Origin of the sequence: Nocardia vermiculata NBRC 100427, assembly GCF_001613265.1 — a bacterium.
GTDB classification, from domain to species: domain Bacteria; phylum Actinomycetota; class Actinomycetes; order Mycobacteriales; family Mycobacteriaceae; genus Nocardia; species Nocardia vermiculata.
Genome location: NZ_BDCA01000009.1, coordinates 1 through 24,716, shown reverse-complemented (window position 1 = coordinate 24,716; position 24,716 = coordinate 1). Strand labels below are relative to the sequence as shown.

The window sequence follows — 24,716 nt, the reverse complement described above, 5'->3', positions numbered from 1 at the left end:
AGGGCAATAGGCTAGGCTACCCTTAGTTTTTAGGGAGTGAGGTTCGATTTCATGCGCATCGTGTCGTTCGGCTACCAGACCTGGGGGCAGAAAACACTGCAGGCCCTGATCGATTCGGATCACGAGGTGGTCCTCGCGGTCACCCATCCGGCCAGTGAGCACGCCTACAAAGGCATCTGGTCGGATTCGGTCGAGGAACTCGCCCGCGAGCACGGCATCGCGGTCCACCTGACCGAGCGTGCCGACGCCGAGACCATCGACCTGGTGAAACAGGCCGAACCCGACCTCATCGTGGTGAACAGCTGGTACACCTGGATGCCGCCGGAGTTGTACCTGATGCCGACTCACGGCACGCTGAACCTGCACGATTCACTACTGCCCAAGTTCACCGGATTCTCCCCGGTGCTGTGGGCGCTGATCAGCGGTGAGAGCGAATTCGGTCTCACCGTGCACCGGATGGACGAACAGCTCGACACCGGCGACATCCTGGTGCAGCACGCACTGCCCATCGGCCCCACCGCCACCGGCACCGAGTTGGTGCTCGCCGGAATGGAGCTGATTCCCGGCGCGATTCGTGAAGCGCTCACGGCGATCGAGTCCGGCACCGCGCAGTGGCGCCCGCAGGACAAGTCGCAGCGCACCTATTTCCACAAGCGGTCCGAGCGCGACGGCCGCATCGATTGGCAGTGGGACGCAGTCGATCTCGAACGTTTCGTTCGCGCGTTGTCCGAACCGTATCCGCGCGCCTTCTCCTACTATCGCGGCGACAAGGTGGAGATCACCGCCGCGACGCTGACCCAGGCACGCTACGGCGGCACACCGGGCCGCGTGATCGTCCAGGAAGGCGGCGGTGTGGTGGTCTGCGGTCCGGACGCGCACCGCGGCGGGAACCTTGGCCTGCTGATCACCGGCGTCCGCACGCCGGATGGACACGAGCACGACGCCGCGCATTTCTTCGCGCGCGGCGGATACCTCACCGACGCACCGCAATGATGTCGCTGTCTGCGGGGCAGCGTCGCATCTGGTTCCTGCAGACTCGCGATCCGGAAGACACCTCGCTCAACAGTTGTGCGGTCTTCCGGCTCACCGGTCCGCTGGACACCGAACGGCTGCGCGCGTCGGTTGCCGATGTCGTTGCCCGCCACGAGATTCTGCGCAGCACCTACAGCCTCGATCGTGACGACGAACCGCGCCGGGTACTGCGGCCCACCGCCGCACCGGCCTGGGAGCAGGCCGATCTGCGAGAGCTGCCCGAGGTCGGCCGGGAACGCCGGGTCCAGGTCCTGATCCGGCGCGAGGCCGGCCGCCCGTTCGATCTGACCGTCGAGACACCGCTGCGCTGCCTGGTAATTCGCACCGGAGCCACCGAGTACACGCTGGCGCTGGTCGCGCACGCCATCGGCTGGGACGAGCAATCCTGGGCCCCGTTCTGCGCCGAGGTCGGTGCACGCTACAACGGTGCCGAGCTGCCCACTGTGGCGGCGGCCGTGAGCTGCGAGTCCGGCTCCGCAGCCGATCTCGATTACTGGCGTGAGCTGCTCCAACCGGTGCCACAGCCGCTCGAACTGCCGGGCCGTATCGCGCCCCCGGTCACCGCGACCCTGCGCACGGCTCGCAGCACCGCCGCGATCCCCACCGAAACCGCCCGGCGGGTCGACGAATTCGCGCAGGCCCGGGAGATCCCCACCTTCGCCGTCCTGCTGGCGGCCTACAGTGCGCTGCTGCACCGCTACACCGCCGCGGCCGATTTCCTGGTCTGCGTACCGGCCACGCTGCGTGCCCCCGCACACGAGCAGGCGCTGGGCTATTTCGGCAATACTCTGCTGCTGCGGTGTGCTGTGGATCCGGCAGCGGATTTCGAGACCTGCGTGCGCGCCGTACAGGCCGGTGCCGCGGCCGGATTCGAGCATCGCGGCGCGGGCATCGACCAGGTCGTCGCCGAACTCAATCCCGACCGATCCGGTGGTCGCGACGGACTGGAACTGCTGGCGCGCACCGAATTCGGCCTCCGCGACGCGGCCGGCTTCGGCCTCGACGGAGTCACCGCCGAACAGCTCGAGCTGAGCAACCCCACCACCCGGATGCCGCTGTCGCTCTCGGTGGTCACCGATTCCGATCGGCAGTACGCCGAAATGACCTATCAGGCGGATGAATTCGATCCACGGATCGTGGAGCAGTTCCTCGGGCACTACCTGCGCATCCTCGATGCGGCGATCACCGCCCCCGAGCTCGCGGTCGGTGAACTGGATATCTTCGGCAGCCGCGACCGGGAGTCCGTGCTGGCGCTCTCGCACGGCGAACTGGCGGATTTCGCGCCCACCACGCTGGTCGAATCATTCGAGCGCCGGGTCCGAGCCGATCCCGGCGCGATCGCCGTCATCGCCCCGGACCTCGCGCTGGAGCTGAGCTACGGCGAGCTGAATCGCCGCTCGAACCGGTTGGCGCACCAATTGATTCGCCAGGGCTTCGGTCCCGAGGATGTGATCGCGCTGCGGATGGGCACCGCGGTGGAGTTCGTGGTCGGTGTGCTCGCGGTGCTCAAATGCGGTGCCGCCTATCTGCCCGTCGACCCGGCCTATCCGGAGGATCGTGCGCAGTTCCTGATCGCCGACGCGGCCCCGGTGGCGGTCTTCGGGCCGACCCGACTGCGCGCCGCCGAGGAAGCGGCCGCGGCGCTGCCCGATACCGATCCCACCGATGCCGATCGGGTCCGGCCGTTGCGGCCCGCCCACCTCGCCTACGTGATCTACACCTCGGGTTCCACCGGACAACCCAAGGGCGTCCCGGTGTCTCATGCCGCGATCGCCGAACATCTGGACGGATTCGGTGCGCAATGGGATATGACCGCGCAGGACCGGTTGCTGCAGTCGTCCTCGGTCGGTTTCGACGCCTCGCTGCTCGATGTGTTCGTCACCCTGACACTGGGTGCGGCACTGGTGGTTCCGAAGGCCGATGCGTTCGACGACGTGGCCTATGTCGCGGAGGTGATTTCGCGATGCGGGGTGACGGTGCTGCATATGGTGCCGTCGCTGCTGTCCACCCTGCTGTTGCTACCGGAGGTGCACAGATGGCGCGATCTGCGTCATGTGCCGGTCGGCGGTGAGGCCCTCTACGGTGAGGTCGCCGACCGGTTCGCCGGGATCTTCGATGCCGAACTGCGTAACCATTACGGACCGACCGAAGCCGTGGTCTCCTCGACCCATATGACGGTGGAGGGTCCGCAGGGCACCCGGATCGTCCCGATCGGCTATCCGAACCGCAACGTCTTCCTGTATCTGCTCGACGAGCGGATGCAGTTGGTCCCCACCGGAGTGGTCGGCGAAATCTACCTGGGCGGAAACCAGCTGGCGCGCGGCTATCTGCACCGGCCGGGAGCCAGTGCGGAGCGGTTCGTGGCCGATCCGTTCACCGTCGGCGGGCGGCTCTACCGCACCGGCGATCTGGCCCGGCGCAACGGTGACGGTGAACTGGAATTCCTCGGCCGCGCCGACGAGCAGGTACAGGTGCGTGGCTACCGGATCGAACTCGCCGAGGTGCAGGCCGCGGTCGTGGCCCATCCCGACGTGGCCGGCTGCGTCGTCACCGCGGTGCAGGACGAGACGCGCGGCACCATGCTGGCGGCCTATCTCGTCCCGGCGCCCGGCGCCGTCGTCGACACTGACGCGGTGCGCGGGTACGCCGCGACGGTGCTGCCGCGCTATATGGTCCCGGCCGCCTTCGCGATCATCGACGAGATCCCGCTGACCGAACACGGAAAGCTCGATCGGAGTGCGCTGCCGGCGCCGGAACCGGCCGGGGCCGAACTGTTCCGGGAACCGGATACGGCCGTGGAGGCCCGGATCGCCGAGATGTTCGGGCAGATGCTGGGGCGCGAGCCGATCGGCGCCGACGATTCGTTCTTCGATCTGGGCGGGCATTCCCTGCTGGCGACCCGGCTGCTGTCCTGGGTGCGCAGCGAATTCGGAGTGCGGGTCGGGGTGCGGGAGTTGTTCGACAATCCGACGGTCGCCGCACTGGCGGCTCGGGTGGAGGTGCTCGCGATGCACGAAACGCCTGTCGAAACTTATTAGCTTAGCCTAAGCTACGATACCGGGAGGTCGGATGACCGACACCGGTACGGCCGGATTCGGGTGAATCCGTGGAGTGCAGTGGAGTGCAAGGAGTTGACGATATGAACGCAGGTCGAACTTCCGCGCGCCGCGTGGGCGCGCGCATGCGCACCGCGTGGCGACGAACGAGCCTGATCGTGCTGGCCTTCGGCCTGGCCGCAACCGCGGTGGCCTGCGGTTCCGGTGACGAGGCCGGTTCGGGTGACGGTGCCACCATCACCCACAGCATGGGCGAGACCGTGGTCGAGGGCACCCCGGAGCGTGTGGTTGTCATCGGCAACCAGTGGCTGGAAACGGCGCTGGCACTCGGTGTGAAGCCGGTCGGTTACCTGGTGCCCGGAATGGCGCCGAATATGACGGTGCCCTGGATTCCCGACAATGCGCTGGAAGGCTCCAAGCAGCTGTCCGCCGCCGGGGATCTGGTCGAGCAGATCGCCGCGCTGGAACCGGATCTCATCCTGGGCGCGAACTACCTGATGGATCAGGCTCGCTACGACCAGTTCTCGAATCTGGCCCCGACCATCGGCACCGTCACCGCCGCGCAGGTCGACCCGTGGCAGGACGAGGTCACCACCCTCGGTAAGGCCATGCACAAGGAGGCCGAGGCGGACAAGGTGGTCGCCGATGTGAACGGCCGGATCGACGCGGTGGCCGCGAAGTATCCGAAGCTGAAAGAGAAGACCTTCCTCACCTGCATGCTCACCACGCCCACCCAGCTGATGGTGATGGCGGATCCGAAAGACGGTTCCGCGCAGACCTTCACCCGCATCGGCCTGACCATGCCGGAGAAGCTGGTCGCCGAGGCTCCCGCGGGTGGGCGGCTGTCGCTGTCGCCGGAGCGTCTCGGTGATCTGACCTCGGACCTGTTGATCTGTGGTGCGGCGCCCGGTCTGCAGGACAAGTTCACGCAGCTGCCCGGCTACGCGGACCTGCCGTCGGTGCGTCAGAACGGTATCTCGTTCGTCGACATGGCGACCATCAATGCCGTCAACGTGCCCACCGCACTGTCGGTGCCGTACGTGCTCGACAAGCTCGATCCGACGTTCGCGAACGTCGGCAAGTAAGGGGTTTTACGGATGTCTGAATCGCCCGCATCGAAACCTGCCTCCGGCGGCCGCGGCATACCGCTGTCGCCGGCCCAGCAGGCCGCACTGTTGCCCGAACGCCTGCGCGGCCGGCAGTCAGTGAATCTCTCGCTCGCACTGGAGATCACCGGTGCACTCGACGCGGCCGCGGTGGAACGCGCCGCGGCGGCGCTGGTCGAGCGGCACGAGATTCTGCGCACGGTGTATCCGGACGATCGCCGCATTCCGTATCAGCGGGTCGTCGAGGCACCCGACACCGCGCTGGCGGTGATCGACCTCGCCGATGCCGGCGGTCTCTCCGCAGTGCTGGCCGCGGATGCGGCCCACCGCTTCGACCTGGTCGCGGAGCTGCCGATCCGGCTGCGGCTGTACCGCCTCCCGGAGCGCGCGGTGCTGTCGATCGTCGTCCACCCGATCGCCGCGGACGACCGCAGCGTGGAACTGATCGCGGCAGAACTGCTCGGTTCGGCGCCCGCTGCGGCTCGGGTGGCCCAGTACCGCAGTTACGCCATGGCTCAGGTGAAGTCACTGGTCGGAAATGCCGCCGACGACACCGAACTCACCTATTGGACGGACCACTTGGCCGGTCTGCCCGAGCGTGCCGACCTCGCCGACCCGGCGCCCGCCGATGCTGCGGCCGCGCGGCCCACTCTGCGGCTCTCCGCCGGTGCGCTCGAGGCGGCCGGTGGTGACGCCGAGGCCGTGGTTTCCGCTGCGCTGGCCGCCGTGCTGGTCGAAGCCGGTCTGGGCCACGACGTCCCGATCGGCATCGTCGACGCGGCCCGCGCCACGCTCGGTGATACCGGCCTGGGTGCCTACGCCAATTACCTGGTGCTGCGGGTGGATACGGAATCTGCCGCCACCGCGCGAGAACGGATCGCGGCCGTGGCCGGCCGCGCCGCGCAGGCTCGCGAACATGCTGCCACCCGGATCGAACGGCTCACCCATCAGCTGCGCGGTGCGGCCGCGGTGGCCGACGGGGTGCCGTTCCAGGCCCTGGTGCACGTGCGTACGGCGGGCTCCGTCGAGGACGCCGGCCTGCCCGCGCGGGAACTCGCGCGCGGCCTCGCCCGCCCGCATGGCGCCGATCTGGTCGCCGACGTGCTGACCGGTGCGGACGGCGCCACGGTCACCCTCGATTTCCCGGCCGTCGCCGGTGCGCAGCTCGACGCTCTGGGGAGTGCGCTGGAGCAGCTGCTCGCGGCCTGGCTCGGAGCCCCCGACGCGGCATCGGCCGCGGTAGCCGAGGTGCCGCAGCTGTTCGACCGCACGGCCGCGCTGTATGCCGGCGTCACCGGACTCGGCGGCGAACCCGAGACCGAGGCGGAACGCCTGATCGCCGACACCATCCGCGAGGTGCTCGAACTCGACGAGGACGATCCGGTCGGGCGCTCCGACACCTTCTTCTCACTCGGCGGCGACAGCATCGCCGCACTGCGGTTGGTGACCCAGCTGGGCGAGCACGGATACGCCCTCGACGTGCAGAAGGTGTTCGAATTCCCGGCGGTGCGGGAGATGGCCGAGCAGCTCGCCGAGGCCGACGCCGCACCGGAGCAGACCGAAGCATCCGCGCCGGTGGCCCCGATGGCCGCCTCCGGTCTGGATCCGGCCGCGCTGCAGGCACTCGGCCGGAAGTTCGCCGCGCGGTGAGCCTCGAGATCCTCGACGTCGTCGCCCTGTCGCCGCTGCAACGCGGACTGTATTCGGTCAGTTCGATCTCCGGCGGAATCGACCCGTATCTGGTCACTTTCGCGGTGCGGGTGGACAATCTGCCGGATATCGACGCTCTGCGACGGGCCTTCGACGGGGTAGTGCAGCGCTATCCCCACCTCGGTGCGGCGGTGCTCGCCGAGGATGTGCCGCATCCGGTGCTCATCATCACCTCCGAGAGCCGGATCGGCTGGCGCGAGGTGGATCTGCGTGACGCCGAGGATCCCGAGGCCGCGGCCCGCGAGCTCTACTGGGCCGAGGCTCGTGAGCGTATCGACCTGGACCGGGGTCCGCTGCTGCGTGTGGTGGCAGCCCGGGTCGGCGAACGCGATTACGAATTGGTATGCACCGCACACCATATCGTGGTCGACGGCTGGTCCATTCCGTTGATCTTCTCCGACCTCATCGCCCTGCACAGCGGTGCCGGAGCGACTCTGCCACCCGCACCGCCGCTGCGTGAACACGCGTCCTGGCTGGCGAGCCGCGATACCGAGGCTTCGGGCCGGGCCTGGGCCGACGCGCTGGACGGTCTGGCCCCGATGCCGATGATCGGCCCGCCCGCACCGGACGAACTGGACCTGCCGGTCATCGGTGAAGCCCGGCTGGACCGCGCATCCACCGACGCCCTGGTCTCCTGGGCCCGGGCGAACGGGCTCACCCTCAATACGGTGCTCCAATTAGCGTGGGGTCGTATCCTTTCCGGTCTCACCGGTCGCGACGACGTGGTGTTCGGCCAGACCACCTCCGGTCGCGACGCGTCGCTGCCCAACGCCGAACGCCTGGTCGGCGCGCTGGTCACCACCATCCCGGTGCGAGTCCGGATGGACGACCGCACTCCCGGCGTGACCGGCGCACTACTGCAGCGCACGGTCGCGCAGCTGCGCGCCCACGAATACCTCGGCATCGCCGATATCACCCGGCACGCCGGTGCCGGGCAACTCTTCGACACCCTGCTGGTCTTCGAGAACTCGCCCACCGGATCGGTGACAGCCGCCATGCCGATGGGCGGCGGCGCCACCCTGACCGCCCGCCGCGTCGACTCACCCAGCCACTACCCGTTGGCCGTGGTTCCCGTGGTGGAAAACGGCGAACTGATCTGCCGCGTGGAAACCCGTCCCGACCTGCTCACGACCTTCGACCCCGACCGCATGGCGCGGCGCGTACTGGCGGTGGCCTCCCGCCTCACCCGCGCCGAACGCTGCGCCGAGGTGGATGTGCTGCTCGACGACGAACCCGCCGAACTCACCGCCACGACCGGCGTGCGCGGCAACGACTCCCGGACGGCGCCTCGGGTTCCCCGTCCCGGCGCCGCGGACGTCGAGTTCGCATCCGCTTCGGTGATCACCGAGATCGCGGTGGTGCCCGAGCCCAGCAAGGGCGAGGGGATCGCCGGAGAGGTCCTCGCGGGGCACCCGGAGTCCGGCGCACCTATCGGCGCCGAGGCCGAGGAGGCGCCGACGAGTGTCGAGAACGTGCCGCAGGCGCTACTGGCGGCGGCTGCCGCGACCCCGGAGCGCACTGCGGTCGTCGACGCCGGCGGTGAACACAGTTTCGGCGAATTCGCCACAGCTGTACAGGCATTGGCCGCCGATCTGCGCGCGGCCGGTGTGGGACCGGGGGATGCGGTGGCAGTCATGCTCCCGCGTGATCGCCGAGTGCTGCACGCGCCTTTCGCGGTCGGTCGTACCGGCGCGATGTGTGTGCACGTGGACCCCGCCACACCCGCCGACCGGGTGGCGTACCTGCTGAGTACCAGCGGTGTACGGATCGTGCTGGCCGATGCCGATCGCGGTGAGCTGCTCGCCGCGGTGCGGGCGCAGGGCGTGGAATGCCTGCACGGAATTCCGGACTCTGCCGGTCACCTCCGGATCGACGGTGCGGCAACAGATTTCGATACGGAGTTGGCTGCTGCAGTCTCTTCCGATAGCGAGGCGCTGCCTGCCGCTGCCGCCACGTATTCCAGCGCACCGTTCTATGTCGTCTTCACTTCCGGCACCACCGGTCGCCCCAAGGGGGTCGCCGTCCCGCATCGGGCGCTGCTCAATCACTGGGCCAACCACGAACGCCGCATCTTCGCGCCGGTTTCGGCAGCGCTCGGGCGCGGTCTGCGGATCGGGCACGGCTGGTCGACCGGCTTCGATGCCGCCTGGCAGCCGACCGTCGCCTTGTTGAGCGGTCAGACGGTCGTGATGCTCGGCGACGAGGTCCGCACCGATGCGGAGCGCATCGTGGCCGCCATCGACGAGCTCGGTATCGATATCTTCGATACCTCGCCGTCCATGCTGAACCGCCTGATCGCAGCCGGACTGTTCCGGGACCGCGACGGCGCGGAATACTGCCCGCTGGCGGTGCTCGCCCTCGGCGGTGAGGCGATCAGCCCGGACACCTGGCAACGTCTGCGTGGGCTGCCCACTACCCGGGTGATCAACTTCTACGGCCCGACCGAAACCACGGTCGAGGCGTTGATGGCGGAGGTGCACGACCACGATGCGCCCACCATCGGCCGCACCTTCGACGGCCTTACCGCACACGTGCTCGACCATCGGTTGCGGCCGGTGCCTGCGGGCGGCCAGGGTGAGCTCTACATCTACGGCCCGCAGCTCGCGCTCGGGTATCTGGGCCGTCCGGCCACCACGGCCACGAGTTTCGTCGCCGGCGCCGACGGTGAGCGGCGGTACCGAACCGGCGATCTGGTGCGTCGCGCAGTCGACGGCACCGTCGCCTACGAGGGGCGCATCGACAGTCAGGTGAAGATCAACGGCTACCGTGTCGAGCCCGACGAGGTCAGCGTGGTGTTGCGTGAACTCGACGGCGTCCGGCACGCCGCCGCACTGGCCTTCCTGGACAACGGGCGGATGCGGTTGGGCGCCTTGGTCGTCAGCGAACGCCCGGTATCGGGTATTCGTTCGGAACTCGCCCGCCGGCTGCCGCAGTTCCTGGTACCCACTCGGATCGTGGCGGTCGACGAGATCCCGTTGAACCGCAACGACAAGCTGGACGTGCATGCCGCGACCGCGCTGCTGGCTCGGCCCGCGCCGACCGGTGCGGCCGCCCAGCCGAACACCGATACCGAACGCGCTCTACTCACGGTGCTCGAAGCGATGAGTGGCGCGAGTGGTGCCCGCATCGGAATCCTGGACAGTCTGGTCGATCTCGGCATCGACAGCATCGGCGTGATCGATCTGGTGTCGCGGCTGCGCAGCGCCGGATATCGCGTGTCCGCGCGAGAAGTGCTGGGCGCGGCCGACCTTCGTGATCTCGCCGAACGACTCGACGAAGCCGGTACCGGCGACGAAACACTCGCCGAACTCACCCCCGCGGGGGCGGTCCTGCCGCTTACCGCCCTCGCCCGCGAGATCATAGGCCACGGCGACTACCGCTATCTCGCACAGTCACAGGTGCTTTCGCTGAGCCCCGGCGTCACGGCCGATTCCGTGCTCGAGCGTCTCGAGGCCTTGGCTCTCGCCCACCCCACCCTGCGGTCGCGCCTGGACATCGACCACGAGGGCGGTCCGGTGCTGGTGGTCGGGGAAACCTCGAGCGCCGCCGAACTGTTCATCGTGGCCGAGCAGACTCAGCAGCCCGCCCGGCAGTTGGCCGACACCGTGGCCCGTCTCGACCCGGACCACGGCCGGATGATCGCCGCCACCCTGCTCCCCGGGGCCACCCCCCGCCTGCTGCTGGCCGTTCACCACCTCGCGGTGGATGTGGTGTCGTGGCTGATCCTGGTCGACGACCTGCGCCGCATGGAACAGGGCGAACTGCCGCTGAACGAAACAGTGGCCGAGCCGGATTCACCGGTCGCGCCGGAACACACCCTGCCCACCCTCGGTGTGCCGTTGTCGGGTCGCTTCACCGACCCGCACCGCGATCGGGCCGGCAAGACGATCCAGCGCACCGTCGACCTGGGTCCCGACGCTACTGCGGCACTCCTCGAGCGTGCATCGGAAACCGGTGTGGCACTGGACGATCTGCTGCTGATGGCGTGTGCGCGGGTGGTCGCCGATACCGGCGACGCCGGGCAGATCGCCGTCACCCGCGAATCGCACGGCCGCGCCCCCGACGACGACACCCGCCGGGTCGGCTGGTTCACCGTCGAGGAGACGGTCCTGATTCCCGCCGCCGAGTCGAGATCGTGGTCCCCGCGCATCGGTCCCGCACCGCTGGCCGATCGCACCCTGGCGGCGCGCGGCCAGATCCGGCTCAACCATCTGGGCCGATTCGACATGCTGCAGTTCGGTAGCGGCCCCTGGACCCCGGTCCCGCTCACCGACCTGAGCGCCGAATTCGGGGTCGCGGTCCATCCGGATCTGCCGGTGCGGTTCACCATCGATGTGAATACCGCCGTGGTGGCGAATGATTCAGGACCGTCGCTGGTCGCGGTGTTCGACATCAACTCCGCGGTCCTGGACGAGGCCGCCGCCGACGCGCGCACCGCTGTCTGGCGGACCGTACTGTGTGAGATCTTCGAACCAGCCGAGACATCAGGATGACCGATAATGGGAGGGAGACGCCGATGACGGTCGACACCGCCGGGCAGCAACCGAACGCCCCGGCCGGACCGCAAGTGCAGGAGGCGCCGCCCTCCCCGGAACCCGCCGCGCCGTTACCGCCGGACAAGGTCGCACTCAAGCAGCAGAAGCGCGCCGACGGCCTCGCGAAGAAGAAGGTCCTCGAGCCGGTCAACGGTGCCCTGACCCTGGCCAGTCTGGTCATCGTGCTGGCGTCGGTCTGCTCGGTGGTGCCGTTCGTCCTGATCGTCGAGGCATGCCGGGAACTGCTGTCCGGCGCGACCGGCGGCGGATCGATCGACACCGGCAAGGTGTGGGCACTGGTGATCGCGGCCGTGGTCATCATGGTGGTCCGCGGTCTGCTCGAGGTCGTCGCGTTGATCTGGGCGCATTCGGTCGATGCCGACTTCCAGCTGAGCCTGCGGCAAACGGTGGCGGCGAAGCTGTCCCGAGTCCCGCTCGGCTGGTTCACCGAACGCAGCTCCGGTGAGGTGAAGAAATTCCTGCAGGACGATGTGGAGGCCCTGCACTATCTGGTCGCCCATGCGCGGCTGGAATTCGTGAGCGCGGTGACCGTTCAGCTGATCGCGCTGATCTACCTGTTCACCGTCGACTGGCGGCTGACCCTGATCCTGCTGATCCCGCTGGTCCTCTACACCCGCGGGCTGGCGGCCATGATGGGGAAGACCCATACGACGCGGCTCATGGAGTTCGTCGGCAGCGAGCGTGCCATCGAACAGTCGATCATCGAATTCGTCGACGGAATCCAGGTGGTCCGCGCCTTCGGTCGCGCACGCAAGGCGCACAGCACGTTCCAGCGCGCGGTCGACAAGACCGCCGACAACCTGCTCGCCTGGAAGGTACCGATCACCAAACTCCAGTCGGCGTCGGAGGTCATGCTGACCCCGGTGCTGCTCATGCTGGTTGTGGTCGTCGCCGGACTGGGCTTCGCCGATCTGGGGTGGACGGATCCGGTCGATATCCTGCCATTCCTGCTGCTCGGCATCGGTCTGGGCAGTGCGCTGCTGGGCATCGGGTTCGGCGGCCAGGCATTGCGCGAGGGCGGTGCTGCGGCGGTACGACTGCACGAGCTGCAGCAGACCCCGGAACTGGAAACTCCCGCCGAGTCACAATCGACTGCGCCCGTGGCCGATGCCGGTGTGGCGGTCCGATTCGAGGACGTCAGCTTCGGCTACCGCGCCGACCGGACCGTCCTGAACGGTGTCGATGTCGAACTCGCCCCCGGCACGATCACCGCGCTGGTCGGCCCGAGCGGTTCGGGCAAGTCCACCCTGGCCCGGCTGCTGCCACGGTTCTACGACGTCACCGCCGGCCGCATCACGCTCGGCGGTAAGGATATTCGCGAGTTCTCCACCGAAGAGCTCTACCGCACCGTCGGATTCGTGCTGCAGGACGTGCAGATGATCCGCGGCACCGTCCGCGAGAACATCGCCCTGGCTCGCCCGGACGCCGACGCCGCCGCGATCGAACGGGTGGCGCGAGCCGCCCAGATCCACGACCGCATCCTGGAACTGCCGCGCGGCTACGACTCCGAAATCGGTGTCGACGCGATGCTGTCCGGCGGTGAGGCACAACGATTGTCGATCGCGCGCACTCTGCTCGCGGACACCCCGGTCCTGGTGCTCGACGAGGCCACCGCCTTCGCCGATCCCGAATCCGAGGCCGCCGTGCAGGACGCGCTGGCAGTCCTGGTCGCCGGCCGCACGGTCCTGGTGATCGCGCACCGGCTGCACACCATCACCGGCGTGGACCGGATTCTGGTGCTGGAGAACGGCGCGATCGTCGAATCCGGCGAGCATGCGGCCCTGTCGGTCGCCGGTGGGCTGTATCAGCGGCTGTGGGAACAGAACGAGGCGTCGATCGGGGTGCTCGAGGGTGAGCCTGCCGGGAGCGGACGCGATGCGGAAGGGGAAAGCCGATGATCAGGAAGGTTTTCGCGCTCATCCCGACGGATCTGCGCCGACACGTTCCCAGCTATCTGAGCTTGATCGGTGTCGGCGCACTGGGCCAGATCGCGGCGTATCTGCTGCTGATCCCGGTGCTGCAGGCCCTGTTCGACGGTAATTTCGGCAGCGCGTGGCGCTGGACCATCTGGCTGGCGGTCGCGGTCCTGGTGGCCTCGGCATGCTCGTATCAGCAGTTGCTGGTCGGTCTGCGCATCGGTGTGGGCATGTTGCGCGGGGTGCAGACCCGCCTCGGTGACCACCTGAGCACGCTGCCACTGGGCTGGTTCGGCACCGCCAACGCGGGCTCCATCTCCAAGATGACCGTCGGCGGCGTGCGCGAAATCCTCAACGTCGTCAACTATCTGCTGGCGCCGGTGATCACCGCGGTGCTGGTTCCGGTCGGTGTCGCGATCGGTGTGCTGTTCATCGACTGGCGGATCGCCCTGGTCATGCTGATCAGCCTCCCGGTGCTGCTGTTCGTCAGCAATTGGGCCAACAACAGCTACACCCGCGCGGACCGGCAACTCGATGCCGCCGCCGTGGAAGCCAATTCCCGGGTGGTCGAATTCGCGCAGGCCCAGCCGGTACTGCGCGCCTTCGGGGCCGTCGGCGCCGGGAACCGGGCACTCACCCGGGCCCTGCAGGAACAGCAGCGCGCGTCCCGCCGGATGATCGCGGCCAGTGTGCCCGGCCTGATGGTGTTCGCACTGTGCGTGCAGATCGTCTTCCTGATCGTGGTCTCGGTCGTGGTGGCCCGGGGCACCGGCGGTGATCTGTCCATCCCCGCGACCGTCGCGTTGATCGCGGTCACCGCCCGCTTCATCGAGCCGATCAACCGCGCCGCCCAGCTGAGCACCGCCCTGCGCAGTGCCGGCGACGCGGCCGACCGGATCACCGAATTCCTGGCCGAGCCCGACCTCCCCGAGCACACCGAACCGGTCACCCCAGGCGCGGCCGACATCGTGTTCGACAACGTCGAATTCGGTTACCGCGACGGCGACAAGGTTATCGACGGTGTGTCGTTCACCGTCCCCGCCGGCACCACCACAGCCATCGTCGGCCCCTCCGGTGGCGGCAAAACCACCCTGCTGAAACTGGCCTCCCGCTTCTACGACGTCGGCTCCGGCAGTATCACCGTCGCCGGCCACGACGTGCGGCAGCAGCCCTCGGAAACCCTGCTCGGCCAGGTATCGCTGGTGTTCCAGGATGTCTACCTGTTCGACGAGACCATCTCGGAGAACATTCGCATCGGCAATCCGGACGCCACACCCGAGCAGGTACGCCGGGCCGGTGAAATCGCCCGGGTCGACGAGATCGCCGACCGCCTGCCCGACGGTTGGGACGCCGCGGTTGGCGAGGGTGGCACCGCTCTGTCCGGCGGTGAGCGGCAACGAGTGTCGATCGCCCGCGCCCTGCTGAAGGACGCCCCGATCGTCCTGCTCGACGAGGCAACCAGCGCCCTCGACCCGCACAGCGAGGCCGCGGTCGTCCGCGGCATCCACGAACTGACCCGCGACAAGACGGTCGTCGTGGTAGCGCACCGCCTGGCAACCATCGCGCACGCCGATCAGATCCTGTTCGTCCAGGACGGACAGATCGTCGAACGCGGCACCCACGACGAGCTGCTGGAACTCGGTGGCCGCTACGCAGGCTTCTGGTCGGAGCGTTCCCGCGCAACCGGCTGGCACCTGGTCTCGGCCTGAGCGTCGAACGGGAAGAGAGGCTCCGCCCACCGCGGAGCCTCTCTTTTTGTTCAGTCAGGCAGCATCGGTGTGATGGCTGCTGAAGCTGGGCGCTCGAACGCTGTGGGTCGGCCAACTGTCGGTGCTGGATGTCACGATAGGCCGATGAACAGTCGCCACGTCAGCCGTGTGATCGCGGCATCACCGGAAGCGGTGTACGAGTTCGCCTCGAATCCGGACAACCTGCCGAAATGGGCTGCGGGTCTGGCCAAGACCGAGGTTGTTCGGGAGGGGGACACGCTTTTCGTCGATTCACCCATGGGCAAGGTCGCCGTGCGTTTCGTGCCGCGCAACGAGTACGGCGTGATCGATCACGATGTCACCTTGCCTTCCGGGACGATCGTCACGAATCCCGTGCGGATCCTCGCCCACCCGGAAGGGGCGGAAATCGTGTTCACGATCCGGCAGATCGAACTCACCGACGAGGAGTTCGACCGGGATACCGGGATGGTGGAAGCGGATCTCGAGCGGTTGAAAGGGCTTGTGGAGGCCGGCTGAACCGACAATATGCCCGGGCGCTCGCCGGTACCGGCGAGCGCCTGCCCAGTGGCGCCGTTAGCGCTCAGTGCTGTCCGGTGAACAGGCGGAACCGGCCGTCCTCGACAGCCTCTGCCACCCGCCGGGCGCTGCGCGCTTCCGACTCCTGCGAGGTGTCGAGTACGTGAGACTCGAACTCGCCGAGGTCGGAGAACTGATCCCACATGGTGAGGATCGGCCCCTCGTCGGTCAGCGCGGTCGGCGCGGTCCGGGCGCGAGCGCGCGTCAGCGTCGTGCCGCGCTCCGGCCGAAGCACCACGTAATGCACTGGCGGTGCCGACTGCGGTGTCGCCCCGGCCCGGAAATGATCGAGCATCCACGGCCCTACGACTCCATCGACCACAGTGGTGAAGCCGCTCAGGGCATAGGTGTAGGCGGCGCCTGCAATCACATCCATCACCGTCTGGTTCTGCGCATGAGAAGCGGGATCGTACGGAGGTATCGCACCCGAGACGATGTAGTGCCAGAAGTCGTCCGTGTGCAGATGGACGCCTCTGCTGTAACTGGAGGCGAGTTTCGCAGCGAGAGTGGACTTGCCGGCCCCCGGCGGGCCGGTCAGGATAATTATGTGTCCGGTCACGGACGACAAGCTACCTCTACCTGGGTGCGTCCAGCGCCCCATTTTCTGCCGGGGGCGATTCCGATGCCGGCTAGCCGGGACCGATGCGATCACCGCTCGGAGGCGGCCTGTTCGCCGAGCATCGAGTCCGTCACCTGACGACCGGAAATGCCCCCGATCGCCAGTCCTCGAAACGGCGGCGAATGTTGTCCACCATCGGGAGGCGATCTATGTCCTCGGGAGCAAACCAGCCGACCTCATGTGATTCATCCGAGACAGCGAGGGTTCCCCCGACCGGCTTGCCGAGAAGGCAGATCGAAAACTCCTGGCGCACTTCGCCGTCGTCATAGGCGAAGATGTGGTTGGGGTTCGTGTAGGTGCCGATGATTCCGGCTATTTCGACATCCAGCCCGGTCTCTTCCTTGGTCTCTCGGATTCCGCACTCTGCCAACGACTCCCCGAGTTCCATTTTGCCGCCAGGTAGTGCCCACATACCGTTGTCCACTCGTCGTTGAAGGAGGACGCTCCCCGAGTCGTCCACGACTACAACGGAAGCAGCGGGTACAAGGGAATTGGGCTCGGGTGCGTCAGGATCGTCCTGGTAGTCAATGCGTCCCACAGTCGTTGTCCTCCCAAATATCCCGCCCGCGTGACCACAGTTCCTCCACATGCTCGGCGAAACGGTCGAACATGCCATCGTCTTGTTCCCGTCGGACGTGCAACATGGGCGCGTCGTGGCCCACGTGACGTGCAAGTATTGGTGTCACGATCATGTCATTGTCGAAGCGAAACACCGATAGGTGCACGTGTCCTGTGCTGTGTCGTGCCTGTATGCCGCCGCAGTCACGCAATTTGGTCAGCTCGCCCACAGTGACGGCTATGCGCGTCGACAGGGTAAGGGGAACACCTTCTTCCTCCTCACGGTCGCGCGTGACATGACTGTCCGGATCGCCGATCAGGAATCGGATACGGCATCCATCGGACTCTTTCCGACGCAGAGTCTTTCCGAGATTGGCATGCTCCAGCCAGACGAAATAGTTGGTATAGCCGGCAAAAGTGATTTCGTGCTTCGCACTATGAATCAGCGTGCGCCACAGCGATTGTGGCGCCGCTGATCGATAGGGCCAGACCTGGATGATCTCGCGATCGGGACCGGTCTTGAGGCTCACCCGTACTGCCGAAGGCCACAACTCAGCCTCCTCTACTCCAAGGGTGTCGCACACGGTCAGGCGATGCCGTGAGTGCGGTACCCGCGTCGGATGCGTTATCCAACGCATAACCGTTTTGGTGTCGACCATGCACGCTGCGGCCAAATCCTCCTCGGACACATCGGCCTTCGTCATGGCTCGTCGTAGTGCTTCGTTCACAGTACCCCCTGCCTGCGATCGGGACGTTCCGAATTGTAGACCTGAAACGTCCCGAACGTCCTGGAAAGAGGGTGGCAACGTCCCAGGTCAGAGCAGATGCTTGCACTTATGATCACGGATTCGAGCTGGACATGAGGTGGCGACCGACTGCGTTGGGTTGGGTGGATTCCGGCATCAGCACCGCGTACGAGTGGGACTCGGCCCAAGTGTGCCGGTTATGTCGACGACTCGGCTACGGACTCATCTGGGATGACTCGCCAATCCTGGGGCTTACCGACCGCGTCCGTACCCTCGATGTGGACGTCGTGGTCCTTCCGGCGCCGATGCACCTGGATCCGTTGACGATCAACAACCTGATGCACGTCGCAGACGTTGAAATCGTCTCTCCACGGCTGTCGTTCGCGCGCTGGTCGGCGTTTGGAGGAGTGTGATGATCGGTTGGGAGGGAGGTCTGGTCGTCGCCATCGCAGTTCCTGCGACGGTGTTCCTCGCTGCCTTGACCTGGCCTGATCGATCGCCGAAAAACGAAGTATCCAAGACGGTTTGCGATCGAACCGACAGTCAGGACCCAGGTCAGTGATGTCATCCTCGGGTTGTGTACTGCTGGCTGGGGAAGCGAGTCACATCAAGGCAGACTCTCGATCAACCACGGACGAGTGCTCATGACCACGCCAGTCCTATGACATCCGGATCGTCCAAGTCCTGTGCGAGTGCTTCGAGACGTTCGAGGTCGTGGGTGGTGACCTGCGCTGCAGGGCGGAAGTCGCTAACGATCCACTGTCGCACGAACTCGCTGCGGGACAACCCTGCGTGCTGGGCGCGGCGATCGATCTGCTCGATCTGGGAATCCGGAATGTCCCGGATCAGGATGTCTGTTATAACCACTACCTCCCGATATCGACGATATCTACGCTGGTGGCCGGTCGGACTGTTCTGCTGATCTGTTGCGACGGACGGGGACTCTAGGCGGTAGGGGAACTGTGCGCTCGAGTTTGGTCCACCCGGTCCACCCTCGCATCGCCAGTAGTTCTGTCAATCGACGGGCCGGCGGCCAGCTGTCGAACGCGAGATCGTCCAGCAGTTCGGCCAACGGTGGCTCGATGCCGGGATCGTTGAGATAGTCCTCGCCCTGTTCATCGGCCATCTGTGTGAGATAAGAGGCCATCGTGTCGGCCAGCTCGGTGAGGTTCCGATCGTCGGTCCGGTCCACAGCCTGGCTCAGTGTGAGATAGAAGCCGAACAGGCGCGGGTCGGTCATCTGTTTTCGCTTGCGGCTGATCAGCTCCAGGCTGTGCCCCGGCGAGTGGGCGATCAATGGTATCCAGCCGTCGCGTTCCACCCGGACGACCCGCTCGTCGACGCCCATGCTCCGGAGCTGGTCGAGAAATTCGACCAGCTCCGGAGGCAGCGCCAGATTATCTCCGGCCGCCAGGTTCGCGATCCGCTTGCGCAGGCGCTGCCGCTGCCGGATTTCCGCCCGCAACTGCTTGTCGATCTTGCCGACTGCCGACGCGAACTCCTCCGCGTCGGCCCGGAGGAGTTCCCGCACGCGTGCCAACGGAACTCCGGCCTCGGCGAGAGTCCGGATCCTGATCAGATCCACTACCGCCGCGGCGTCGTAGCGTCGGTAACCCGAGTGGTCGCGGCCGGGCTCGGGCAGCAGGCCGATGGCATGATAGTGCCGCACCGCCCGCACCGTCACTCCCGCGTAGGAGGCGATCTCGCTGATTGTCAGCACAGGATCAGTCTCCTTGGACTGAGAATTGTTGTGACATGGGGTTAACCGCTCATCGCTGCGTGTTGCTGATGATCCGGGTGATTTCCCGGGCATGGGTGACGAGCAGCCCGTGACCGGCGTCGAGCCAGGTTGTGGAGATGCGCGGCTGGTCGTGGACCAGCCGTTCGATACCGGCGCGCCAATTCCGATTACGCCACGGTGCACGACCTTCGACACTGTTCCCGGCCATCGCCGTCGACATGATCATGCTGATCGGACAGTCGATCTTTCGGTACCGGTCGAGAATTGCAGACCGCACGATGTCCACCTCGAGATTCAGGTCGAGGATTTCCTGTGCGGACAGCAAGACCTGATGTGGGGTGTCGCGGGCGTCCTCGTTCGCTGCCGCCAAGTCTTCGGCCATCGCTCGGAACTCCGGTAGATCGGCCTCGGTGACGAACGGTTCGGGCACCGGGTTCGCGCCGTCGATGAGCACTATCGCCGCAGCGGAGGCGGGATGGTCGCAGGCGTAGTGCACGACCAGGTCCGCGCCCAGCGAGTGGCCCACGAGCACCGGCGGCATCGGTAAGTCGACCTGCGTCATAACAGCGGTGAAATCGCCCAGGAACGCGTCGAAGGTGTACCGGTCGGCGGGCGAGGAGCGGCCGTGACCCCGCGGATCGAAGGTCACCACATCATGGTCGAGGCAGAGCAGTTCGGTCAGCTCGTGCAGATCAGCCTGCGTGGTGAGGAGGCCGGGACACAGGATCAGCGGCTGTCCCTGCCCGCCGCGCGACACCGCAATCGTGGCGCCGTCCCGGCGGATCAGAAAGTGATCGGTACTCGCAGCCATGCCGACCATATTGCGGGGTTGACGCCGCGTCAGGGTCAAACGCCGATGTGCTGTGCCGTTGGCGCGCTGGTCGGCGGTGGTTTTGCGCGAGCACAGCGGGCCGCACCGCTGAACTCATTTCGCGCGCGTCCCGGAGACCAGAAAGATCGGGAGGGCGACGAACAGGCGGTCGTTGCGTGCTCGGCGGGCTTGGGCGTCGAACCAGTCGCCCTCTCCTGCGATGTTGGCGAGCATCGGCAGGCATGTCTCGTCTGTGAAGACGGTCGTATGGACCTCGACGGAGACGTCGACGAACCCGTTGTCCAGCAGCAGGTTCCGGTATCGGCGGGCGATCCTCGGGTTCGGCAGAGTGTCGGCGCGTGCGTGTACGAGCGTGCGGGTGAGTTCGGGGTCGTCGGAGTCGATCACGATCGTGTCCCAGTCCTGGCCGACGAGTACCGCACGCCCGTTGCCGGCCAGCACCCGGCGGGCTTCGGCAACGGCTTGTTCGGGTTCGGTGAGCGCGTGCAGGACCTTGTCGGCGCGGTAGCCGGTGACGGAGCCGTCGGGCAGCGGCAGCGCGGTGGCATCACCGATGCGGAACTCGCCCGCGGGCCAGCGCTCGATGGCGGCCTCGATCATGGTGGGGTTCGAGTCGATGCCGATGGCGTTGGCCCCTCGGGCGGTCAATTCACCGACGGCGCGTCCACCCCCGCAGCCGACGTCGACAACGGCGTCGCCCAATCCTCGGTAGGTGAGTTCGCGCAGATTGCGGGCTTCCGGTCGGTCGTCGAAGGCGTCGAGGAGGCTGAGCAGTGTGGACATGGTCGCCATTGTGCGAGTTAATGTCGACATGAAGTCAATCGGTGAGGTTGCCGCCCAGTTCGGGTTGCCGACGCACGTGTTGCGGCATTGGGAGGCGCAAGGCCTGCTGGCACCGGCCCGCGTCGGTGACCGTCGCCGTTACGCCGACGCGGACGTGTACCGGGTGGCCGCGATCCTCATCTCGAAGGAAGCAGGCTTCGGACTCGCCGACATCCGCACGATGCTCACGGTCCGGTCCGCGCCGGCGCGCCACGAGGCGATGGCCCGGCATCGCGAAAAACTGCTGGCGCGCATCGCCCGCGCACAGGCTGCGCTCGACATGCTCGAGGGCGGGCTGGAATGCACGCACGACGACATCACGACGTGCCCGCATTTCCGGGGCCTACTGACCGACCGTTTGCAGCAGGCCGCCCTCGACGAGTGACTATGACGATCACCTTTCGCGACCGGCGCTAGATGTGGAATGTGGTGGTTACCTCCAGCGCCGCCCGGCTGGTCGTGACCTGGTTCACCGGCGCGTTCTCGTCGGCGTACCCGAAAGAGATCCCCACGAGCAGCTTCCCCTCGTCCACTCCGAGTTGGTCGCGGGCGGTGTCGGCGTAGAAGCTGAGTAGGCCCTGCGGGCAACTGGCCACGCCATAAGCGGCCATGGCCAGCAGCAGTGTCTGCAGGTAGGTGCCCGCGTCGGCAGCCAGTCGCGGCCCGCCGTCGCCGGTGACGAACAGGAACGCGGCGTGGGGCGCTCCGTAGAAGCCCAAGCTCTTCGCGTCGTAGGCTGCGCGGGCAGTGTGGTCGTTGGGGCCGATGCCCAGCGCTCCGTACAGGTCGGCGCCGAAGGCGGCCCGCCGCTCCTGGTGGACGGGCGTGTACATGTCCTCGGAGTACGGGTAGTCGGGCGTGACGCGTCGCTCGGCGTGGGCCGTTCGCAGGGCGTCGGCCAGGCGGTCTCGCTGCGCGCCGCCGACCACCTCGACTCTCCACGGCTGCGCGTTGGAGTTGGACGGCGCGGCGCCGGCCAGCGAGAAGATCGCGCGCAGAGTGTCCGGGGGGACCGGGTCGGGACGGAAGGCGCGAGTCGCGTGGCGCCCTCGGATCAACTGCTCGGCATACTCCCACGTCGGTGTCTCGCCCCTCCGTGATCCGCCGGTGGCCGGCGCCTCGCTCGTCCGTGTCCGGGTACAGACCGGTCCGCTCATGGAACTCTCCCTGAATTCGTCCAAGTAAACGGTGTCGTTTACTTGGAATCCACTATAGACAGCCACTCCTCCGAAGTAAACGGGGACGTATACTTACGTCATGACCACGGCGTCTCGACGGCAGGGACGCGGGGGCCGGGAGCGCATCCTGGCCGCCGCAGCCGGACTGTTTGCAACCCAAGGGATCAACGCGACCGGCATGGAGCAGGTCGCGGAGCGGGCGCCGGTGTCCAAGCGCACCCTCTACGCTCACTTCAGGACCAAGGACGAGCTGGTCCTCGCCTACCTCGAGGACCTCGCCTCGACGGGGCGCACGCTGGAGGGCGCGCTGACACGGACGGACATCCCTCCCCGGAAGCGGATCCTCACACTGTTCGACCCGCCCCCGGCCGGGGCGGATCCGGTGCGCGGATGCCCGTTCATCGATGCCGCCGTGGAGTTTCCCGACCCTGGAAACGCGGTCCACTGCTATGCCCGCGAACAGAAAATGCTGATGGTACGTCTGGTGGCCGAACTAGCAGCGGAACTGGGCTGCCGCGAACCCTCCGCCCTCGCCGAGCAGCTCGTGACCCTCGCCGACGGCGCCGCCAGCCGCGCCATGGTGCTGGACGACCCGAACTACGGCCGGCACGCGCGGACGGCAGCGGAGATCCTCCTGGACAACGCACTGCCGACCACGCCCTGACCGCCCCCGCCGGCGGCGCGCGGTACGCCTGGCGCCTGATGCGAAGATCCGCTGGGCCGAGGGGATGCGTGGCCTTCACAACCCCCCAGTGGATTCCGACGGCCGATCTACCGTCCCCTCACATCGTGTTAGGAAGGGCATTTCGTGACACGACCTTCCAATCGAGGAATGAGCTCAAGGGTGCGGCAGCATTTCCGGCTGGCCCAAGCGGCCAAGCACTCGGGGTATGTCGGCGTCGGTGCGGCCGAAGGTGGCATCGAAGTAGGCAAGTAGGTATGCGCGTTGTAGATCGGTCGAACGGGCCGCGTCGATAGTTCCTACGGCTTCGGTCTTCTTCGCGGGATCGAGCAGACCGGCCGCGGACAACTGCGTCAGGATGACCTGTTGGTCGCATAGCGACATGTGCCGGGTTCCTGCGATGCGCAACGGGATCTTGATTCCCGTGTTCGCTGCCCAGCGTGATTCCCAGCCCGGGTTGCCGAACCAAGGCGAAGTGTCGCTGGCCAGCATCAGTAGCGGTCGGTCGAGTCCATCGGCGGCGACGGATCCTAAGATCGGCCCGTCCAGATCGACACCGGCACGGATTCGGTGATCGTCATGCATGGTCTGCGCGGTTGTCGACCCGCCCAGTGAGTGGCCGAACATGCCTACCTTCGACAGATCGAGATCTTCGGCAAGATGCTGCGGAAGTCCTGTGCTGTCCGGATGTTCGGTGGCCGCGGCCAGCCGGTCGAGGACGAACCGAGCATCAGCGACTCTGGTCGGCAACAGGAGATCCGACAGGACGTGTTGCGGCGAATCCAGCGGCACCCGACTGTGCTCGGTGTGTCCGTCGGGAAATTGGACCGCGAAGGCTTCGTGGGTGTGGTTGATCGCGACCACGATGTAGCCATGGCTGGCCAGGTCTTCGGCTTGGGCAGTGCTCCACCCGGTCGTGTCGTCCATGCCGGGGGAATTCAGCAGTACCGGGAACTTTCGTCCGTCGGCGGGAGCCGGTGTGTCCCGATGGCTGTAACTGGGCGCCAAAGTCCAACTGCCGGAAGGAACACCGAGCTGGGTGAGATAGTCGGTCTGTTCTGCTCTGCCACCGGGCGGCATCCACACCGCAGTCTGCGAGGTCGGGCGACCGGCAGCGGGATACCAGATCTGCACCAACAGCTCACGGTTCTTCCCCGTCCATGGATCCACACGATGGAGATCGTCGAGCTGCCAATCACTGATGCCGACCGGGTAGGGGCCCGTCGGCGCGGGCAAGCTCACCACGACATGGCTCGATGAGGGGGTCGCTGCGGCTACCCCCGACTGAGCTGTGCAGGCCATGAGCGCTACCGCACCTGCGATGATCGATCGCCGTAACCAGCTGCGCCTCACGGCAACTCCCAAAGCCTCGCGGATTATCCAACGCAAGGTACCCGCTACGAGGAGCAGTTTGCCCACGACACGAGACGCACACCGCGCGTACTGTTCCTCAGCGATTACCGTTCCCGCCCCCTGCCCTCACGTCCGCGCTCGCGAGATCGCGCCAGCCCTGCCCGGCCGCCACGAGTAGATCCCGGCGAAGGCGGCTCCCGATGCGGAGACTGCAGCCCGGGAGTCGGGCGGCCTTTGAGCATCAAATCCGTGACGTCCGGAGGCAACCTTGCCCGCAGTAGGGCGTCGGCGACTTCTCGTTCCTTGTGGTCACGTTCGGCCGCCCGCCGCTCTCGCAGTTCGCGCTCTCCAGCTTCGCGCTCCTGCCGCTCGCGCTCCGCTGTTGTGGCGGCTTCTTGCCGTTCCCGTTCCACAGTGCCGGCCGCTTCGCGTGCGGTGCGCACCTTCTCTACGTACTCGCGGACCTCCCGCAGCTCCGCGACATCGCGAGCGAGACCCCCTCC

The 24,716-nt window shown here is 66.9% G+C and carries 21 protein-coding genes; 11 read left to right on the top strand and 10 right to left on the bottom strand.

The window, feature by feature from the left end; all coding sequences use genetic code 11:
• The first annotated feature begins 51 nt into the window (after window positions 1-51).
• The 8 genes from NV2_RS13085 to NV2_RS13050 all read left to right on the top strand — a co-directional run bounded on the left by NV2_RS13085 (window position 52) and on the right by NV2_RS13050 (window position 15,622).
• Window positions 52-993: a methionyl-tRNA formyltransferase gene (locus NV2_RS13085; protein WP_067872668.1), complete on the top strand. Its 942-nt coding sequence runs from the start codon at window positions 52-54 to the stop codon at window positions 991-993.
• The gene (locus tag NV2_RS13080) at window positions 990-4,070 is read left to right on the top strand and encodes a non-ribosomal peptide synthetase (protein ID WP_084474536.1); all 3,081 of its coding nucleotides are present in this window, start codon (window positions 990-992) and stop codon (window positions 4,068-4,070) included. The genes NV2_RS13085 and NV2_RS13080 overlap by 4 nt, the downstream gene beginning before the upstream one ends.
• A 101-nt stretch (window positions 4,071-4,171) precedes the next feature.
• The gene (locus NV2_RS13075; RefSeq protein WP_245662578.1) at window positions 4,172-5,173 is read left to right on the top strand and encodes an ABC transporter substrate-binding protein; all 1,002 of its coding nucleotides are present in this window, start codon (window positions 4,172-4,174) and stop codon (window positions 5,171-5,173) included.
• Between the two features lie 12 nt (window positions 5,174-5,185).
• The gene (locus NV2_RS13070) at window positions 5,186-6,844 is read left to right on the top strand and encodes a condensation domain-containing protein (RefSeq protein WP_067872660.1); all 1,659 of its coding nucleotides are present in this window, start codon (window positions 5,186-5,188) and stop codon (window positions 6,842-6,844) included.
• Window positions 6,841-11,397 carry a non-ribosomal peptide synthetase gene (locus tag NV2_RS13065; RefSeq protein WP_067872657.1) on the top strand — a complete coding sequence of 1,519 codons (4,557 nt, stop codon included), beginning with the start codon at window positions 6,841-6,843 and terminating at the stop codon, window positions 11,395-11,397. Before NV2_RS13070 ends, NV2_RS13065 begins: the two co-directional genes overlap by 4 nt.
• A gap of 23 nt (window positions 11,398-11,420) precedes the next feature.
• Window positions 11,421-13,358, top strand: coding sequence for an ABC transporter ATP-binding protein (locus NV2_RS13060; protein ID WP_067872654.1), 1,938 nt, complete (start codon window positions 11,421-11,423; stop codon window positions 13,356-13,358).
• Window positions 13,355-15,085 (top strand): ABC transporter ATP-binding protein, encoded by a 1,731-nt coding sequence (locus NV2_RS13055; protein ID WP_067872651.1) that lies wholly within the window; start codon window positions 13,355-13,357, stop codon window positions 15,083-15,085. Before NV2_RS13060 ends, NV2_RS13055 begins: the two co-directional genes overlap by 4 nt.
• A 144-nt stretch (window positions 15,086-15,229) precedes the next feature.
• Entirely contained in the window at window positions 15,230-15,622 is a 393-nt protein-coding gene (locus NV2_RS13050) for an SRPBCC family protein (RefSeq protein WP_067872649.1), read from the top strand.
• 64 nt (window positions 15,623-15,686) lie between these two features.
• Here NV2_RS13050 and NV2_RS13045 read toward each other — a convergent pair whose 3' ends face one another.
• The 3 genes from NV2_RS13045 to NV2_RS13035 all read right to left on the bottom strand — a co-directional run bounded on the left by NV2_RS13045 (window position 15,687) and on the right by NV2_RS13035 (window position 17,587).
• Window positions 15,687-16,241 (bottom strand): AAA family ATPase, encoded by a 555-nt coding sequence (locus NV2_RS13045; RefSeq protein WP_067872646.1) that lies wholly within the window; start codon window positions 16,239-16,241, stop codon window positions 15,687-15,689.
• A 130-nt stretch (window positions 16,242-16,371) separates the two neighbouring features.
• Window positions 16,372-16,839: an NUDIX hydrolase gene (locus NV2_RS13040; protein WP_067872643.1), complete on the bottom strand. Its 468-nt coding sequence runs from the start codon at window positions 16,837-16,839 to the stop codon at window positions 16,372-16,374.
• On the bottom strand, window positions 16,826-17,587 hold the full coding sequence (locus tag NV2_RS13035) for a DUF5919 domain-containing protein (RefSeq protein WP_067872640.1): 762 nt from the start codon (window positions 17,585-17,587) through the stop codon (window positions 16,826-16,828). Before NV2_RS13035 ends, NV2_RS13040 begins: the two co-directional genes overlap by 14 nt.
• A 296-nt stretch (window positions 17,588-17,883) precedes the next feature.
• On the opposite strand from NV2_RS13035, the gene NV2_RS32675 reads away from it, so the two are divergent.
• Complete coding sequence (locus tag NV2_RS32675) at window positions 17,884-18,018, top strand: hypothetical protein (protein WP_281198536.1); 135 nt, start codon at window positions 17,884-17,886, stop codon at window positions 18,016-18,018.
• Window positions 18,019-18,247: 229 nt separating this feature from the next.
• Here the strand turns inward: NV2_RS32675 and vapB are convergent, their stop codons facing one another.
• From vapB to NV2_RS13010, 4 genes are all read right to left on the bottom strand, one after another.
• On the bottom strand, window positions 18,248-18,472 hold the full coding sequence (gene vapB / locus NV2_RS13025) for a type II toxin-antitoxin system VapB family antitoxin (protein ID WP_067872634.1): 225 nt from the start codon (window positions 18,470-18,472) through the stop codon (window positions 18,248-18,250).
• A gap of 22 nt (window positions 18,473-18,494) precedes the next feature.
• Window positions 18,495-19,325: a MerR family transcriptional regulator gene (locus NV2_RS13020; protein WP_067872631.1), complete on the bottom strand. Its 831-nt coding sequence runs from the start codon at window positions 19,323-19,325 to the stop codon at window positions 18,495-18,497.
• Between the two features lie 49 nt (window positions 19,326-19,374).
• Window positions 19,375-20,157: an alpha/beta fold hydrolase gene (locus tag NV2_RS13015; RefSeq protein WP_067872712.1), complete on the bottom strand. Its 783-nt coding sequence runs from the start codon at window positions 20,155-20,157 to the stop codon at window positions 19,375-19,377.
• A 114-nt stretch (window positions 20,158-20,271) separates the two neighbouring features.
• Window positions 20,272-20,961, bottom strand: a complete 690-nt coding sequence (locus NV2_RS13010; RefSeq protein WP_067872706.1) for a methyltransferase domain-containing protein — start codon at window positions 20,959-20,961, stop codon at window positions 20,272-20,274.
• Between NV2_RS13010 and NV2_RS13005 the strand changes: the two genes are divergently transcribed.
• Window positions 20,960-21,385: a MerR family transcriptional regulator gene (locus NV2_RS13005; RefSeq protein WP_245662579.1), complete on the top strand. Its 426-nt coding sequence runs from the start codon at window positions 20,960-20,962 to the stop codon at window positions 21,383-21,385. The two genes, NV2_RS13010 and NV2_RS13005, sit on opposite strands and share 2 nt — an antisense overlap.
• Window positions 21,386-21,413: 28 nt before the next feature.
• Here the strand turns inward: NV2_RS13005 and NV2_RS13000 are convergent, their stop codons facing one another.
• Complete coding sequence (locus NV2_RS13000) at window positions 21,414-22,157, bottom strand: nitroreductase (RefSeq protein ID WP_084474542.1); 744 nt, start codon at window positions 22,155-22,157, stop codon at window positions 21,414-21,416.
• Between the two features lie 100 nt (window positions 22,158-22,257).
• Between NV2_RS13000 and NV2_RS12995 the strand changes: the two genes are divergently transcribed.
• Window positions 22,258-22,842 (top strand): TetR/AcrR family transcriptional regulator, encoded by a 585-nt coding sequence (locus tag NV2_RS12995; protein ID WP_067872628.1) that lies wholly within the window; start codon window positions 22,258-22,260, stop codon window positions 22,840-22,842.
• Between the two features lie 174 nt (window positions 22,843-23,016).
• Here NV2_RS12995 and NV2_RS12990 read toward each other — a convergent pair whose 3' ends face one another.
• Both NV2_RS12990 and NV2_RS31930 read right to left on the bottom strand, forming a co-directional pair.
• Complete coding sequence (locus tag NV2_RS12990) at window positions 23,017-24,105, bottom strand: alpha/beta hydrolase family protein (RefSeq protein ID WP_067872625.1); 1,089 nt, start codon at window positions 24,103-24,105, stop codon at window positions 23,017-23,019.
• A 212-nt stretch (window positions 24,106-24,317) separates the two neighbouring features.
• The coding region (locus NV2_RS31930) for a hypothetical protein (protein ID WP_218018977.1) at window positions 24,318-24,716 on the bottom strand (399 nt) is incomplete at its 5' end.

Bases quoted from the DNA above. Each gene is read 5' to 3' on its own strand.
- NV2_RS13080 (WP_084474536.1), top strand. From the start codon at position 990: ATGATGTCGCTGTCTGCGGGGCAGCGTCGCATCTGGTTCCTGCAGACT.
- NV2_RS12995 (WP_067872628.1), top strand. From the start codon at position 22,258: ATGACCACGGCGTCTCGACGGCAGGGACGCGGGGGCCGGGAGCGCATC.
- NV2_RS13010 (WP_067872706.1), bottom strand. From the start codon at position 20,961: ATGTCCACACTGCTCAGCCTCCTCGACGCCTTCGACGACCGACCGGAA.
- NV2_RS13060 (WP_067872654.1), top strand. From the start codon at position 11,421: ATGACGGTCGACACCGCCGGGCAGCAACCGAACGCCCCGGCCGGACCG.
- NV2_RS13005 (WP_245662579.1), top strand. From the start codon at position 20,960: ATGGTCGCCATTGTGCGAGTTAATGTCGACATGAAGTCAATCGGTGAG.
- NV2_RS13055 (WP_067872651.1), top strand. From the start codon at position 13,355: ATGATCAGGAAGGTTTTCGCGCTCATCCCGACGGATCTGCGCCGACAC.
- NV2_RS13075 (WP_245662578.1), top strand. From the start codon at position 4,172: ATGAACGCAGGTCGAACTTCCGCGCGCCGCGTGGGCGCGCGCATGCGC.
- NV2_RS13000 (WP_084474542.1), bottom strand. From the start codon at position 22,157: ATGAGCGGACCGGTCTGTACCCGGACACGGACGAGCGAGGCGCCGGCC.
- NV2_RS13050 (WP_067872649.1), top strand. From the start codon at position 15,230: ATGAACAGTCGCCACGTCAGCCGTGTGATCGCGGCATCACCGGAAGCG.
- NV2_RS13085 (WP_067872668.1), top strand. From the start codon at position 52: ATGCGCATCGTGTCGTTCGGCTACCAGACCTGGGGGCAGAAAACACTG.
- NV2_RS13015 (WP_067872712.1), bottom strand. From the start codon at position 20,157: ATGGCTGCGAGTACCGATCACTTTCTGATCCGCCGGGACGGCGCCACG.
- NV2_RS13070 (WP_067872660.1), top strand. From the start codon at position 5,186: ATGTCTGAATCGCCCGCATCGAAACCTGCCTCCGGCGGCCGCGGCATA.